We start from the raw sequence: 14,935 nt of genomic DNA, 5'->3' as shown, positions 1-14,935 counted from the left end.
ACTTTTAAAAGGGGGAAAGAGAAATGGATGGTTCAAAAGTTGTTAAATTAGCGGAGGCGGAAAAAGGGAATGTCATAAAAATAACGTCCATTCAATTAGATGGTGTCATGAGAAGAAGACTACTAGATTTAGGATTTGTTGCAGGAGCTGATGTTGAAGTAGTCAGGAAAAGCCCGTTAGGCGATCCGATTGCCTATCGTGTCAGCCAGACAACCATTGCTTTGAGAAAAGAGGAAAGCATGAAAATTGAAGGTGAGCTGATGTCCAATGGGAAATGAATATCGCATCGCTTTAGCCGGGAATCCTAACACCGGCAAAACAACGTTGTTCAATGCCTTAACAGGTCTCAGACAGCACACTGGAAATTGGGCTGGTAAAACGGTTACCCTAGCTAGCGGGACGGTTGCGTATAAAGATAAAACCTTTCATTTGATAGACCTTCCCGGTACGTATTCGTTGTTTTCAAACTCAAAAGACGAAGAGACGGCTAGAAACTACATTGTGTTTGAACAACCAGATGTTACGCTAGTCGTATTGGATGCCACCTCGTTGGAACGGAATTTTAATTTAGCCTTACAGGTTTTGGAAATGGCCAAAAATGTCGTCATATGCATTAATTTAATAGATATGGCTGAGGAGCAGGGAATCCACATTAATGAGAAGCTATTGACTCGTAAACTCGGGGTTCCAGTCATTAAAGTTTCTGCACGGAACAAAACCGGTTTTCCTTTGCTGTTAGATACGCTTGACCGGATCGTTACTGGAAAAATTGAATGTCATCCGATGACTATCACATATTCAGATGAAATAGAGGAGCAAATCAAGAAGATGGAACCAAAGGTAAAAGCGATTATCGGTGACCGTTTATCTTCAAGATGGGTTGCCCTCCGATTGCTCGACGGGGATGAGGCATTGCTGGATGAGTTAAATAAATATTTAGTTAGAGAGGGGACTTCATAAATGGGAATCGACCAGTTGTTATCAGAGGCACGGGAATTGTCCACTCCAAAACTAAGGGATGAAATTGTCCAGCAGTTGTACGAACAGAGCCGTAAACTATGCGAACATGGGATTCGTTATACAAAAGATAAAACTGATATCCGAACGGAAAAACTTGATCGGCTTTTGACTTCCCCGATATTTGGTTTCCCCATCATGCTGGTCATGTTAGCAGTCGTGTTTTATATCACCATTGCGGGTGCAAATATACCATCTTCTCTGCTAGCTGACTTCTTTGGATCATTAGAACCCTATTTAACCGCCTTTTTTCATTTTGTTCATGCACCTAACTGGCTCCATGGTGTACTTGTTTTAGGATTATACCGAGGTACCACCTGGGTGATTAGCGTCATGCTCCCTCCGATGGCTATCTTCTTTCCGACGTTTGCCCTTTTGGAAAATTACGGATATTTGCCGCGTGTCGCATTTAATATGGACCGGATCTTTAAAATGGTCGGTGCTCACGGCAAGCAATCTTTAACAATGGCGATGGGTTTCGGCTGTAATGCAGCGGCTGTCATCTCAACACGGATTATTGAGTCCCCACGGGAACGGATGCTTGCCATCCTGACGAATAACTTTGTTCCTTGCAATGGCAGGTGGGGGACATTGATTTTATTAGCATCCTTATTTATGGCAGCCAATTTCACAGGCGGTGTCCAATCTCTTGTCACTACCGCTGTCATTATCGGAATTGTGATGTTCGGGGTCGTCGTTACATTCTTTGTTTCATGGATTCTTTCCAAAACAGCTCTTAAGGGCGTCCCGACTCATTATACATTAGAATTGCCTCCTTATCGCAAACCGAAGATTTTTGACACGGTCATACGTTCTTCACTAACAAAGTCATGGTCAGTCCTTGTAAGAGCTGTGAAAGTAGCAGCACCGGCCGCTGTTCTTACTTGGGTATTTGCCAATATCTATATAGGCGATACCAGCATTTTGATGTACGGAGTACAGTTTTTGGAACCGTTCGGTAAATTGCTCGGGTTGGATGGCTATATTCTCATGGCGTTTATTCTGGGGTTGCCGGCCAATGAAATTGTCCTTCCGATTTTATTGATGGGCTACTTGTCAACAGGTTCGTTGACGGAAGTTGACAGCCTTGTTGACTTAAAGAAGATATTTCTAGACCACGGGTGGACTTGGTTGACAGCCTTGAATATGATGCTATTTTCCTTGCTCCATTACCCATGCGGGACTACTTTAATTAATATTTACAAGGAAACGAAAAGTAAAAAATGGACGTTTGTAGCTTTTGCGATACCAACCGTAATCGCCATTATCGTACCGCTGGTGATTACCCAGTCCGCCAAAATGCTCGGGGTTATTTAATAGGGTTCCTTTTCTTGGTTTAATTCTTTTCCCTTTTAGAAATAATGTGAAAGGTAGAAAATCTTACATGAAGAGAGGGAAATTTGATGCCCAACATTGAAGTGGGAGAAATCTTTACAATCAGCGATGAGAATAATGAGGAGCAGGAAGTAGAAGTTTTAGGTGTGATGACCATTGATGATGCCGATTATGTGGCGGTTGGATTTGTAGAAGATATTAGACAGGAAGAGGAAGAGGACATCGACATCTTTTTCTTGAAAGTCGATGAAGACGGTGATTTTTCCGCTATCGAAAGTGATGAGGAATTCGATAAGGTTTCAGCCACGTTCGATGAAATGATGGATGAAGAGATGGAGGATGCATAAGAGAGGGAAGGACCCTCTCTTTTTTCATGGGCTAAACGGTTGGAAAATTTATGTATGTATAAAATTGGAAAGGGAATAGTAGTAAGAGAATCATAATAAAAAGGAGAGGCATAATGTCTATTGTAGAAGGGACCAAGTATCAGATTTCGAAGGTAATCCAAGGGAACTTTAATTCGGCTGAATCGTTGACGGTAACCACGAACAATGGAGTGACGGTTCAATTTACCTTGAGTGAAGGTAAAGGTCATGGGTCTATGCCGATTGATCATTTAAATTATCTGCTTAAACGATCGAATTTAACGATTATTCCACATAAACGGACACTGCTTGCTACAGGTGAAGAAGAGCAAATCAGTTAACCATTAAAGGGAGGGAAAACCTCTCTTTTTTCATTTCTTGCAACTCTTAAAGGGTATTTGAATACGAAACGAGAATTATTAAAAATGCATTTTTTAAGGAGTGAGAGGTATGGGTAAAAAAAGTGTAGTGGTCCAGGACACTGCTATATCGTATATGGATGAAGGGGAAGGCTTCCCAATTGTCCTGCTGCATGGTTTTTGTGGCAGTTCGGGTTATTGGCAAGAAGTAGTCCCGGTACTTACGAAAAATTACCGGGTCATCGCTCCGGATTTACCCGGCCATGGGCAATCAGAGGTACTGAGAGCACCATGCACAATGGAGGATCTAGCGGCAATCATACTTGGTTTCCTCGATGAGCTACATGTGCAGAACGTGATTATGTTAGGACATTCACTGGGGGGATATATCACGTTGGCATTTGCGGAAAAATACTTAGATAGGCTGAAGGGATTTTCAATCGTTCATTCAACTGCTTTTCCTGATTCAGAAGAGGCGAAAAAGAACAGAGAAGCCAACGTGCAAAGAATCAACCAGAATGGAATCCATTCTTTTGTTGAAGGGCTGGTACCAAACCTATTTGCCACTGAAAATTCCAACAAACCTTATGTTGCGGCCGCCAAAGAAATTGGGTATTCCACCTCACCTCAAGGAGCCATGGATACCTTGATTGCCATGAAAAATCGTCCAGACCGAAATTCTGTATTAGAAGCAACCGGCTTACCAGTTCTTTTAATCGCTGGTGAAAACGACCGAATTGTATCTCCTGACAAAACTTTTTCAGTCAGCAAAACTAACATTAAACATGCATTGATAAAGGACGCTGGGCACATGAGCATGTATGAGAACCCCGAAGAACTTATTTCTATCATTAAGAAATTTTCAGACACTGTTTTTAGCTCTTAAAAATTAAAAAAATCCTTCCCTTTAGATGGGGAAGGATTTTTTCATCATTCAACTGGTGCTGTACCTACGAACATCCCATTCACAAATGCATACATTAATGGCACTCCGTCTGCATCGACAAATGGCACACCAACCATCGTTACGCTTCCTGCAGGAAGGATAACTTCGATGGTATGCGCACCATTCCATGTATGGCCTGTTGCAAGAAGTTCAGCTTTTTTTGCTTGAAATTCTTGACTGCTAAGAAACTTGGCAACGATTTTATTCCTCTCCGCACCTGTTATTGGGAGCAAATCGTGACACGTACAATCATCATCAGGTTCCGCCGCCTGCACGGGACTCCCAGTTACAGTAAACAATGCTAATGCAATAAACACCCCAAAAATCAGCATGACTAACTTTTTCATCTAATTTCCTCCTCTGGTAATTTAAGACTATTAAACTATTCTCCCGCTATCGACATTATCCTTCAAAAACCGCCGAAAATCTTTCGACAAAGGGTGATTTTTTTGACAATTTGGTGTCTGAGACCCAATTTGTTGTTATTTTTATGAAAATAATGTCTAATAATGGTAAGACATCTTGTTAAAGGGGATCCTTGCATGTGGTTATTTATCGTCGTCTTCTTAATATATAATTTGCTTATTTTCTACATAGGATGGAATGGCTTAAAGTGGCTAAAATCGATATTTAACGGTATAAAAAGACGGCTTAAATATTTGTACTGGATTTTACTGGTGCTGTTTGCTTATTCGTTTATTATCAGCCGCTGGGCAGGAGATCACAACTTGATCAACTGGACGGGCGCCATCTGGCTTGGACTGTTTTACATCTTCATGATCTTACTGCCACTTGTGAATCTAACGGTTTACCTAATAAAGTTTACAAACATAGCCAGAGATAAGGCGATAAAGTGGGCAGGGATTATAACCCTATTGATTGCAGCGTGCTTATTCACTGTGGGCGTTTTTACTGCCTATCACCCTGTTGTCACAAGTTATAAAATTAGTATCCCTAAGCAAGTAGAAGGGGAAAAAAATTATAAAATTGTGATGGCATCGGATTTGCATTTTAGTTACATGGTTGGAAGTGGGCAGGCGGAAAAACTTGTAAGGATGATTAATTCGTTACATCCTGATTTAGTGCTGTTGCCCGGAGATATGATTAGTGATGATATAGACCCCTATCTGAAGGAGGGGATTCCGGATATTCTAAAGAAAATCAAGGCTCCAGTATATGCTTCACTTGGTAACCATGACCGGGAGGATCCCAATGTTGATCTGATCAAGACTTTTAACAACAGCGGCATGAAACTGTTAGCCGATGAAGTAGTTGAACTGGATAACGGCATCACCTTAGTCGGCAGAAAAGACAGAGGCTATCAGGACGTAAAACGGATGGCCTTATCTGAACTCATGGTGCAAACCAATCCGACTAAGCCTGTTATATTACTGGAGCACCAGCCCTATGACCTAGATATTGCCAAAAGGAATGGTGTGGACTTAATACTCTCAGGCCATACCCATCAAGGACAGATTTTCCCGGGAAACCTTGTAACAAATAGAATTTATGAGAATGATTGGGGCTATCTCAAAAAGGGCCAGCTGCAAAGCATTGTTTCATCTGGATATGGCTTTTGGGGGACACCGCTTAGGATTGGAACTAAATCAGAAGTTGTCCAAATTGACATCAGTTTTAAATAAGGCTCTGTTGAACGATATTGATTGGAGCGGAAATCACAACAGCCATATATAACAGAGCCTTAAATAATGAAAAGCAAGAAGATCTAGTCGATATTCGATAGATCTTCTTGCTTTTTCCATTTTTTTGCAGGAACAAATATATTGCGTAAAGAATATATAGAATGTTTAGTCTGCCAGTCTCATAGAACTATTCGAAAGCGCATACATTATGACTATATGCCTATCATATTTTTCAAAAAATAAAGGGGGAATTGATTTGAATATTAGTCAAATTCTATTAAACACGGCTAATGAACTACCAACACATCCAGCCATCGTTTTTAGAAATGCAAGCTTGTCGTATCAGGAACTAGCAGAACTTGTAAAAGAAAAAGCGGCAGGATTAAAGAAATATGGCTTGCAAAATGGTTCTCATGTAGCACTGATGATGGCCAATAAGCCAGAATACGCAATCGCCTACTTTTCTTTGTTAGCGATTGGGGCAACAGTGGTACCGATCAATCCGACGTTTAAATCTAGTGAAATCGTTTATATTTTAAATGATGCTGAAGTGGAGGCATTAATAGTAGATGAGGTCGGCCTGGCTGAGGTACAAAAGTCTGCTTCGCAATTTTCTACAGTAAAGCAAATCTTTTCCTTGCCTTCTGTTGATAGGTTTATCCATTGGGAAGCGGTCAACGGCCATTCGGCTGATTTTTGGCCGGAACCTAAAACGTCAAATGACGATGCCCAAATTATCTATACTTCCGGCACTACAGGAAAACCAAAAGGGGCGATTATTACCCATGGCAATCTCGAATGGATGTCCCAAACAAGTGCGGAAATTTTAGCATTAACGAAGGAAGACCGAGTTTTAGTTGTGCTTCCCTTGTTCCATGCCTATGCTAAGCTGCAAGGGCTTCTGCAATGTGTATTAAAGGGTTCTACCATTTATCTGGAAGAACGGTTTATCCCCGATGTGATTTTGCAGCGAATTGCAGAAAATCGGATTACTGTATTTCTTGGGGTACCGACCATGTATACCATGTTTGTTCATTCCCCCCGTATTAAAGAGTTTGATTTTTCAAGCTTGCGAATTGCCGGGTCCGGAGGCGCCAGTTTACCGGTTGAAATTTTAGAAAAAGTAAAAACCGAAATGGGCGTGGAAATCGGCGAGGGCTATGGTCAAACAGAGAGCACTGTGATGATTAGCTGTTTCCCGGATGAAATCACCAAGAAACCTGGCTCCGTAGGAGTGCCGCTGCCAGGAATAGACCTCAAAATAGTCGACCCCTCTGGAAAAGAAGTACCGGTTGGCGAGGTGGGAGAGATTATTTTTAAAGGTCTGAATACGATGAAGGGCTATTACAAAAAGACAGAAGAAACCAATGAAACAATAAAAGACGGCTGGCTTTACACTGGCGATTTAGGCCGTCAGGATGAAGAAGGTTATCTTTACATTGTCGACCGCAAAAAAGACATGATTATCCGTGGTGGCTACAATGTTTACCCTAGGGAAGTGGAAGAGGTTCTATACACTCACCCCGAAATTGTAGAATGTGCGGTCGTCGGTGAGTCGGACCCTGTATTCGGTGAAGAAGTAGCAGCTTATGTAGTTACCAGGACGGAGCAAACCCCAGAAGATATAGTTGCCTACTGTAAACAGCAGCTGGCTCACTATAAAGTTCCAAGGAGAATTTATTTCCTAACAGAACTTCCTAAGACAACTACCGGCAAAATATTAAAAACTCCGTTAAGGAAAAAATAGACTTATGCTGCCCGGCTCAGCTTTTGACCTGAGCTCCATGAGGACAAATCCAAGGCAAAACTATTAATTTTTGTCCTCATGACGGGTCATGAGAACAAAAATTATTAAATATATAACCGCGACAAGAACAGCTATCGGGCTGTTCTTTTTGCTTATTAACAAAAACAAACCGGAAATTTGTCGCTACAAAGTTCAACTGCTATGATGTAGAAAAAAGTATAAGGAGTCATCCGAAATGGTAAACATGATATTATTAAATGATACAGAGATAGATGTCTATCAATACGAAGAAGATCAGGTAAATGGATTACAATTGATTTCCGTAAAGTTTAAAGTAACGAGCGACCAGTATCATGATATAACAACTTTACTCTACAAAGGAACCTTCCAAGTCCATGTGCCGGAGCAAAATTTATCTTTTACTGGAACAATTCACCAGTACTTCACATCTTTTACCAATCTTTATGAAAAAGGGCAAACAGGAGACTTTTCGTTATCCTTGCTAGAAATGAAAGAAGGAAGCTAAAATGAAATTAAGCATATTAGACCAAGCCCCGATTTCTGCCAACCAAACGGCCCAACAGGCATTGAATGCCTCTTTACAGTTAGCCCAAGCGGGTGAGAAATTAGGATATACCAGGTACTGGATTGCCGAACATCATGACTTGCCCGGTCTCGCATGCCCTGCACCTGAAGTCATACTTCCATATATTGGAGCCAACACAGAAAAAATCAGAATTGGTTCGGGTGCCGTATTATTGCCACATTACAAACCTTATAAAATGGCAGAAGTGTTTAACCTGCTAGCCACTTTATTTCCTAATCGGATTGATTTTGGCATTGGCAGGGCTCCAGGTGGTTCTGCTGAGGCAACGAACGCTCTGTCTGACCATTTTTTGCAAAATGTATGGGCATTTCCCGACAAACTAAAGGACTTGCTTCATTTTTTATATAGGGATTTCCCTGAAGGCCATGAATTTGCAAGCCTTTCAGCAGCACCCATTCCGCCAGTATCACCGCAGCCATGGCTGTTAGGAACGAGCAAAAAAAGCTCGTTACTTGCTGCAGAACTTGGATTGCCTTACGTTTTCGGCCAGTTTATGAGCGACTCCGAAGGAGAAACCATCATTCAGAATTATTTGTCTAGCTTTCAAGCCCGGAAACAAGGTGATAAACCATATGTTATCTTAACTGTTTCCGCAATCTGCGCAGAAACAGATGAAAAAGCCGAAGAGGTTGCCTTAAGCAGTCTGATCTGGTCATTGCAAAGCAGCAAAGGGGAGAGGGATAAGGGAGTTCCGTCCATTCTACGTGCCAAAAATTATCCGTTAGCTGCTAAGGACCATGAGACATTAAATAAAATGAGGCAGAAAGTGTTAATTGGTGGACCCAAAAAGGTTTATCAGAAGTTAGAGGAGATTCAAGCCAGATATCAGGCAGACGAAATCATGATCGTGACAATAACTCATGACCCTAAAGACCGATTACGTTCTTATCAATTACTAAGCAAAGCGGCATTTTAAAAAAAGGCTGTATCCTCTCATTTTCGTGGATACAGCCTTTTCCTATGGTTTAACACTATAATATTTAACAGGAGATTTTTGAGAATCTTCTAATGACTGAGCAATCGATTCTGTCAGACTAAGCGGCCCCTGGGCATCAAGGCCGGCTTCCCAAAGCATCATCCCGCCGAACCCATGTTCAACTGCAAGAGCGGTTTTCTTTTTCATGGTTTCGGCACCGTTATAATAATAAGTTGTGCCATTCATGCTCACCATATCATTAGCCGCATTATTCGGATCTTGCTTCATAATGGCGGCAAATGAGACCTGTTTACTATTCGGGTCTTCCGGCTGGGCATAAAACGGAACACCTAATACGAGCTTTTCTTTTGAATATTGATTTTCATCAAAGAAAGAGGCCCAATAGTTGACGATTTTCTCCGTATAGGGATAGGGCGATAAATTAGCGGCATGATACCCATCATCCCACTGGCCATCGTAGGCCATAATATTGACATGATCCACAGATTGAAACATCGATGGTTCATATTTTACAAAGTTGGTTTCCGTCAGCGTTACGGCGTGAATTTTGGCATAGACTGCAATCGATAGCTCCTTACCCTCAGGATGAAGACGGTCGCTAAGTTCCTTTGCAAACGCTGCGAGGTACTGGGCATCCTCTGCTGAATGAGGGTGCTCAAAATCAATGTCAATTCCATCAAGCTTTTCTCGCTCAGCAAAACTAACCAGCTCGTTCACTAGCTTTGCCCGTGAGTCAGGGTTAGCTATCGCCGGTTTAAAGTAATCATAAGACTCGCCGCCATTCATGTGATACCATCCGCCAATAGCAAGCATGACCTTCGTATTGGTTTCTTTGCTCTTAGACACAATGGTCCGAAGATTATCTAACGCTTGGTCCCCAGTCAGCGTGAAACTGCCATCCTTAGTGGGATGGGCAAAGGAAAAAATCACATGTGTCAATTTCTCATAATCTATCATATTAGGATCGCGAAAATCCTGGACATAGCCAATCAGAACTTTCGAAGCATCCTTCTCCACTTTAGGTAATTGTTTCTCTTCCACCTTTATTTCTCTTCCAGGCATTGTTTTCGTGGTTTTATTTACAACGGACGAATCATCATGGCCAGAAAGTAAAACTCCAATTAAAATTCCTCCAACGAAGGTAACCATGATTACCAATGTTAGGAGGAAATGTCTTTTTTTCATTCAAATTATCCCCCTATTTCATTCATAAACATTAAAATTGTATCAGAAATCAGGAGGAGATTTAGCTGGTAACATTCACCTTTTGGTTATTTTAAATTTGTTTAAACATAAATGTATGTCTTTATAGTTTAAAGTTTGTTCATAGATTGTTCATAATGAATTGGTAAAATAAGAAAAATTCAGAGATAGAGAAAATGAACATAGTGTGGAAGGTGTTACAAATTGCCGTATTTTTTTAATATGATTCAGAAGCCAATTAATAAATATATTGGTTTTTTCATTTTAACTGCAGTCCTTTTATGGATGAAAACTTACTTAGCACAATTGACCCAGTTTGATTTAGGAATAGATAATTCTTTGCAGAAAGTGCTTTTATTCTTTAACCCTCTAGGATCTGCATTGTTGTTCTTAGGGTTTGCCTCATTCTTCAAGGGAAGAAAAAAGTACATTTGCCTGCTCTCCATTGATTTGCTGTTATCTTTTCTACTGTTTGCCAATGTCGTGTACTACCGTTTTTTCAATGACTTTATAACATTGCCAACACTGACCCAAACACAAAATTTCGGCGATGTAAGCGGGAGTGTCGTTTCTTTATTAAAACCGTATGACTTTTTATTCTTTATTGATGTATTTGCCTTGATGTTACTGCTTGCTTTTCGGATTATTAAAATCGAGCAAAAAGACATGAGCCGCTCGAAAACAGCCTCTATATTTGCTTTTTCATTTGGTATATCCTTTTTTAATCTTGGGATAGCAGAAAATGACCGGCCAGAATTATTAACAAGAGGTTTTGACCGTAATTATATTGTGAAATATTTAGGTATGTACAATTATACTCTATACGATGCAGTTAACAGCACTAAAGCCTCTGCTCAAAGGGTTATGGCAGACAGCGACGATACAACAGAGGTAATGAATTATACTCAATCTAATTACGCTGAACCGAATCCAGCTTATTTTGGGGCAGGAAAAGGGATGAATGTGATTTATCTTCATCTAGAATCCATACAAAACTTCTTAATTAATTACCGCCTAAACGGCGAAGAGGTGACACCATTCTTAAACTCGCTGACCAACGAAGCCAACACAGTTTATTTTGACCATTTTTACCATCAAACAGGTCAAGGCAAGACTGCCGATGCGGAATTTATTTTGGAAAATTCCTTATATGGACTGCCACAAGGTTCCGCGTTTACGACAAAGGGACTAAATACGTACCAAGCCGCACCGGCTATCTTAGGGCAGCAGGGCTTCACTTCCGCGGTCTTCCACGGAAATTCAGGAAGCTTTTGGAACCGCGACGAAATCTACAAGTCGTTTGGCTATGATTACTTTTTTGACGAAAATTATTATAAGATGGACGAAGAAAATCTAGCTGACTACGGCTTAGAGGATAAACCGTTTTACGAGCAGTCGATATCGCTGCTAAACACATTGCCACAGCCTTTTTATACAAAATTTATTACCGTATCTAACCATTATCCTTATGAGATGGATGAAGAAGAAATAACCATTGCCCCTCATACCACGGGTGACCCTTCAGTTGACCAGTATTTCCAAACAGCCCGATATGCTGATGAGGCCCTTAAACAATTCTTTGACTACTTAAAAGAATCTGGACTGTATGACAACTCGATGATCATCATGTATGGTGATCATTATGGGATCTCCGAAAACCATAATAAAGCCATGGAGCAGGTTTTAGGGAAGGAGATTACACCTGTTGAAAGTTCTAATTTGCAGCGGGTGCCTTTATTCATTCGTGTGCCAGGCATGCAAGGCGGCGTGAACCATGAATATGCTGGGCAAATCGACCTTCTTCCGACCTTGCTGCATCTCCAAGGTATGGACAGCAAAGAATATGTTCAATTTGGCACGGATTTATTTTCGGAAAAACATGATGAACTGATTCCATTTAGGAACGGGGATTATGTAAGCCCCACGATCATCTCCGTTAAGGGTAAATTTTATGATTCTGTGACTGGATTGTTGGTGGGCATAGATAAACTTAAAGAGGCAAAGGAATACCAAAACCAGGTTGAAACGAAATTGGCGTTCTCCGATCAGGTGGTAAATGGAGATTTATTACGTTTTTATACTCCTCAGAACTTTAAACCGGTTGATCGGTCCGATTATAACTATAAGAATACACAAGCCAACAGAATCACGAAAAAATAACTGAAATGGCAAGGTGTCGTTAATAATTGACTTATGACACCTTGTCATATATTATAAGTTTATTATGACAAGGTGTCACAATCCTATTAAAATCGGAGAAAGCAGGGAAACCATGCCCAAAGTCACTTTTTTTAATCTGCCGGAAGATAAGAGAGCTACCTTAATTCTTTCGCTTAAAAAAGAGTTCTCAAGAGTTCCGTTATACGATGCATCGATTTCCAATATTGTAAAAGCTGCAGGCATCCCACGCGGCAGCTTTTATCAATACTTTGAAGACAAGGAAGATGCATTTTTCTTCATCCTTAATGATTTTGTAGCATGTATCAATCATCAATTTTTTACCCTTATAAAAAAATATAATGGAGACTTGTTTGATACCATGCAAGAGTTTTTTCAAATAATTATTGAGGAAGAAGAAAATGTCCATTTTTTTCGGAATGCGTTTTTAAATATGACCTACCGGATCGAAAGTACTTTTTCGAGGATTTTTAAAGAACATGAAACGAATAATAATTTAAAAGTGCTTAGTTCCTTGTTGAATACCAGCATTTTAAACTTTTCAAGTGAAGAGGAACTTAATCATTTATTGCAGATCATCTCAGCGGTCACCTTTCGGAATATTGTGGAAAAATTCGCCAAAGAATTACCCAATGAGGAGGCGTTACGGAGGTACCGGTTAGAATTAACTTTATTAAAATCTGGACTTGTCCGGCATTTAGAAAGAGAATCGAGGGGAACTTCATGAAAGAAATTAAACCACCCAAAAAACCGATATTGTTTTACTATGGAATTGCGATCGTCATCCTTTTGCTTTTAAATAGCTTTATTTTTCCAGCGGTTATGGAGCATTCCGTAAAAGAGGTTGATTACGGGACATTTTTAAATATGGTGGAAGATGGGAAAGTAAAGGAAGTAGAAATTAATGACAACACGATTATGTTTAAACCCGTCAAAACAAATAAAGTCAAGTTGTACAAAACAGGTGTCATTGATGACCCGCAGTTAGTGACCAGGCTGCATGACGCCAATGTCAAGTTCACCAAGGTCATTCCGAGAGAAACCTCACCATTGTTAAACTTTATTTTGTCTTGGATTCTTCCATTCCTTATTTTTATTGCCATTGGCCAGTGGCTGATGAAACGAATGCAAAATCGGCTAGGAGGGGGGAGCGGTGCCCTTTCCTTCGGCAAAAGCAATGCCAAAGTGTATGTAGAAGCTCAGACAGGCATCACATTTAAGGATGTGGCAGGGCAAGACGAAGCGAAAGAAGCATTGCAAGAAATTGTCGACTTTCTCCACAACCCTAAAAAATATCGAGAGATTGGGGCCAACATTCCAAAAGGCGCTTTGTTAGTGGGACCTCCTGGTACTGGTAAGACGTTATTGGCAAAAGCAGTAGCAGGTGAATCAAAAGTGCCATTTTTCTCGATTTCCGGTTCGGAATTTGTAGAGATGTTTGTGGGGATGGGGGCTGCCCGGGTAAGAGACTTATTCAAACAAGCTCAAGAAAAAGCCCCATGTATTGTTTTTATCGATGAAATTGATGCAATCGGGAAAAGCCGGAATTCAGGTATGATGGGAGGCAATGATGAACGGGAACAAACCCTCAATCAGCTGTTAACAGAAATGGACGGGTTCGACCCTGATAAAGGCGTTGTCATCCTGGCGGCTACTAACCGGCCGGAGACCCTTGATAAAGCCCTATTACGGCCTGGACGGTTTGACCGCAGGGTACCGGTAGAATTACCTGACCTTGCCGGCCGTGAATCGATCCTAAAGGTTCATGCTGCAAAGGTAAAGCTCGAAGACAACGTTGATTTCAATGTAATCGCACGGGCGACATCTGGTGCTTCGGGAGCGGATTTAGCCAATATTATCAATGAAGCTGCCCTTAGAGCCGTTCGAATGGGGCGAACTAAAGTCAACCAAAGCGACCTTGAGGAGTCAGTTGAGGTTGTCATTGCCGGCTATCAACGGAAAAATGCTGTTATATCCATGAAAGACAAATTAACGATTGCTTATCACGAAATCGGTCATGCATTAGTAGCGGCCAAACAAAGCCATTCAGCTCCAGTCCATAAAATTACAATCATCCCGCGGACTTCCGGTGCTTTAGGCTACACGATGCAAGTGGATGAGCATGAAACCATCTTGATGACAAAAGAACAAGCATTGGATAAAATAACGACTTTCATGGGTGGTCGTGCTGCTGAAGAAATCATTAATAAAACGATTACCTCTGGTGCATCCAATGATATCGAACAGGCTACCAAGATCGCTAGAGCCATGGTTACTCGATTCGGAATGAGTGATGAATTTGATATGATGGCATTAGAAACAGTCAATAACCCGTACCTTGGCGGGGACACCTCCCTGTTGGTATCAGCGGATACAGCAGCAAAAATTGACGCTGAAATATTGAATATCATTAAATCCTGTCATCAAAAAGCCATTCGGATTTTAGAAGAAAATAAAGATAAATTACATGAATTAACAAAATTCCTATTAGAAAAAGAAACCATTACTGGCGAGGAATTTATGAAAATTTTAGAAGCAAAAACGGCAGAGATTTAATAAGTACAAGAAAAAACCTTGCGCGCTGACATGCACGCAAGG

Annotated in this window: 15 protein-coding genes; 13 read left to right on the top strand and 2 right to left on the bottom strand. The window is 40.8% G+C overall.

The window, feature by feature from the left end; all coding sequences use genetic code 11:
- Positions 1-23 precede the first annotated feature (23 nt).
- From BN2425_RS07160 to BN2425_RS07135, 6 genes are all read left to right on the top strand, one after another.
- Positions 24-278, top strand: coding sequence for a FeoA family protein (locus BN2425_RS07160; RefSeq protein ID WP_042456887.1), 255 nt, complete (start codon positions 24-26; stop codon positions 276-278).
- Complete coding sequence (locus BN2425_RS07155; protein WP_042456884.1) at positions 268-960, top strand: FeoB small GTPase domain-containing protein; 693 nt, start codon at positions 268-270, stop codon at positions 958-960. The genes BN2425_RS07160 and BN2425_RS07155 overlap by 11 nt, the downstream gene beginning before the upstream one ends.
- The gene (locus tag BN2425_RS07150; protein WP_042456881.1) at positions 961-2,334 is read left to right on the top strand and encodes a nucleoside recognition domain-containing protein; all 1,374 of its coding nucleotides are present in this window, start codon (positions 961-963) and stop codon (positions 2,332-2,334) included. It abuts the gene before it with no gap.
- Between the two features lie 86 nt (positions 2,335-2,420).
- A complete protein-coding gene (locus tag BN2425_RS07145; protein ID WP_042456878.1) occupies positions 2,421-2,699 on the top strand; it encodes a DUF1292 domain-containing protein in 279 nt (92 codons plus the stop codon).
- A gap of 113 nt (positions 2,700-2,812) precedes the next feature.
- Complete coding sequence (locus tag BN2425_RS07140) at positions 2,813-3,058, top strand: hypothetical protein (protein WP_042456875.1); 246 nt, start codon at positions 2,813-2,815, stop codon at positions 3,056-3,058.
- Positions 3,059-3,167: 109 nt separating this feature from the next.
- Complete coding sequence (locus tag BN2425_RS07135) at positions 3,168-3,962, top strand: alpha/beta fold hydrolase (RefSeq protein WP_042456872.1); 795 nt, start codon at positions 3,168-3,170, stop codon at positions 3,960-3,962.
- 44 nt (positions 3,963-4,006) lie between these two features.
- On the opposite strand, the gene BN2425_RS07130 is transcribed toward BN2425_RS07135, so the two are convergent.
- Positions 4,007-4,369: a hypothetical protein gene (locus BN2425_RS07130; protein ID WP_042456868.1), complete on the bottom strand. Its 363-nt coding sequence runs from the start codon at positions 4,367-4,369 to the stop codon at positions 4,007-4,009.
- Between the two features lie 195 nt (positions 4,370-4,564).
- On the opposite strand from BN2425_RS07130, the gene BN2425_RS07125 reads away from it, so the two are divergent.
- From BN2425_RS07125 to BN2425_RS07110, 4 genes are all read left to right on the top strand, one after another.
- On the top strand, positions 4,565-5,665 hold the full coding sequence (locus BN2425_RS07125; protein WP_042456866.1) for a metallophosphoesterase: 1,101 nt from the start codon (positions 4,565-4,567) through the stop codon (positions 5,663-5,665).
- Between the two features lie 256 nt (positions 5,666-5,921).
- Complete coding sequence (locus BN2425_RS07120; RefSeq protein ID WP_042456864.1) at positions 5,922-7,412, top strand: class I adenylate-forming enzyme family protein; 1,491 nt, start codon at positions 5,922-5,924, stop codon at positions 7,410-7,412.
- Positions 7,413-7,647: 235 nt separating this feature from the next.
- Entirely contained in the window at positions 7,648-7,938 is a 291-nt protein-coding gene (locus BN2425_RS07115) for a DUF3219 family protein (RefSeq protein ID WP_042456863.1), read from the top strand.
- A 1-nt stretch (position 7,939) separates the two neighbouring features.
- Positions 7,940-8,935 carry an LLM class flavin-dependent oxidoreductase gene (locus BN2425_RS07110; protein WP_042456861.1) on the top strand — a complete coding sequence of 332 codons (996 nt, stop codon included), beginning with the start codon at positions 7,940-7,942 and terminating at the stop codon, positions 8,933-8,935.
- A gap of 42 nt (positions 8,936-8,977) precedes the next feature.
- Here the strand turns inward: BN2425_RS07110 and BN2425_RS07105 are convergent, their stop codons facing one another.
- Positions 8,978-10,141 (bottom strand): glycosyl hydrolase family 18 protein, encoded by a 1,164-nt coding sequence (locus tag BN2425_RS07105; RefSeq protein WP_042456858.1) that lies wholly within the window; start codon positions 10,139-10,141, stop codon positions 8,978-8,980.
- Between the two features lie 240 nt (positions 10,142-10,381).
- Between BN2425_RS07105 and BN2425_RS07100 the strand changes: the two genes are divergently transcribed.
- The 3 genes from BN2425_RS07100 (at position 10,382) to ftsH (ending at position 14,893) form a co-directional block, all read left to right on the top strand.
- Positions 10,382-12,319: an LTA synthase family protein gene (locus BN2425_RS07100; protein ID WP_042457154.1), complete on the top strand. Its 1,938-nt coding sequence runs from the start codon at positions 10,382-10,384 to the stop codon at positions 12,317-12,319.
- Positions 12,320-12,431: 112 nt separating this feature from the next.
- Positions 12,432-13,064 carry a TetR/AcrR family transcriptional regulator gene (locus BN2425_RS07095; RefSeq protein ID WP_042456855.1) on the top strand — a complete coding sequence of 211 codons (633 nt, stop codon included), beginning with the start codon at positions 12,432-12,434 and terminating at the stop codon, positions 13,062-13,064.
- Positions 13,061-14,893: an ATP-dependent zinc metalloprotease FtsH gene (gene ftsH / locus BN2425_RS07090; RefSeq protein ID WP_042456851.1), complete on the top strand. Its 1,833-nt coding sequence runs from the start codon at positions 13,061-13,063 to the stop codon at positions 14,891-14,893. The genes BN2425_RS07095 and ftsH overlap by 4 nt, the downstream gene beginning before the upstream one ends.
- Positions 14,894-14,935: the final 42 nt, after the last annotated feature.

It is taken from the genome of Neobacillus dielmonensis (assembly GCF_000612665.1).
Lineage (GTDB): Bacteria > Bacillota > Bacilli > Bacillales > Cytobacillaceae > Neobacillus > Neobacillus dielmonensis.
Note: the sequence above shows the minus strand (reverse complement) of the source record. Positions and strands in the feature narration are given on the sequence as shown.

Coding starts and splice junctions, on each gene's coding strand:
- BN2425_RS07160 (WP_042456887.1), top strand. CDS start 24: ATGGATGGTTCAAAAGTTGTTAAATTAGCGGAGGCGGAAAAAGGGAAT.
- BN2425_RS07155 (WP_042456884.1), top strand. CDS start 268: ATGGGAAATGAATATCGCATCGCTTTAGCCGGGAATCCTAACACCGGC.
- BN2425_RS07150 (WP_042456881.1), top strand. CDS start 961: ATGGGAATCGACCAGTTGTTATCAGAGGCACGGGAATTGTCCACTCCA.
- BN2425_RS07145 (WP_042456878.1), top strand. CDS start 2,421: ATGCCCAACATTGAAGTGGGAGAAATCTTTACAATCAGCGATGAGAAT.
- BN2425_RS07140 (WP_042456875.1), top strand. CDS start 2,813: ATGTCTATTGTAGAAGGGACCAAGTATCAGATTTCGAAGGTAATCCAA.
- BN2425_RS07135 (WP_042456872.1), top strand. CDS start 3,168: ATGGGTAAAAAAAGTGTAGTGGTCCAGGACACTGCTATATCGTATATG.
- BN2425_RS07130 (WP_042456868.1), bottom strand. CDS start 4,369: ATGAAAAAGTTAGTCATGCTGATTTTTGGGGTGTTTATTGCATTAGCA.
- BN2425_RS07125 (WP_042456866.1), top strand. CDS start 4,565: ATGTGGTTATTTATCGTCGTCTTCTTAATATATAATTTGCTTATTTTC.
- BN2425_RS07115 (WP_042456863.1), top strand. CDS start 7,648: ATGGTAAACATGATATTATTAAATGATACAGAGATAGATGTCTATCAA.
- BN2425_RS07110 (WP_042456861.1), top strand. CDS start 7,940: ATGAAATTAAGCATATTAGACCAAGCCCCGATTTCTGCCAACCAAACG.
- BN2425_RS07105 (WP_042456858.1), bottom strand. CDS start 10,141: ATGAAAAAAAGACATTTCCTCCTAACATTGGTAATCATGGTTACCTTC.
- BN2425_RS07100 (WP_042457154.1), top strand. CDS start 10,382: ATGATTCAGAAGCCAATTAATAAATATATTGGTTTTTTCATTTTAACT.
- BN2425_RS07095 (WP_042456855.1), top strand. CDS start 12,432: ATGCCCAAAGTCACTTTTTTTAATCTGCCGGAAGATAAGAGAGCTACC.
- ftsH (WP_042456851.1), top strand. CDS start 13,061: ATGAAAGAAATTAAACCACCCAAAAAACCGATATTGTTTTACTATGGA.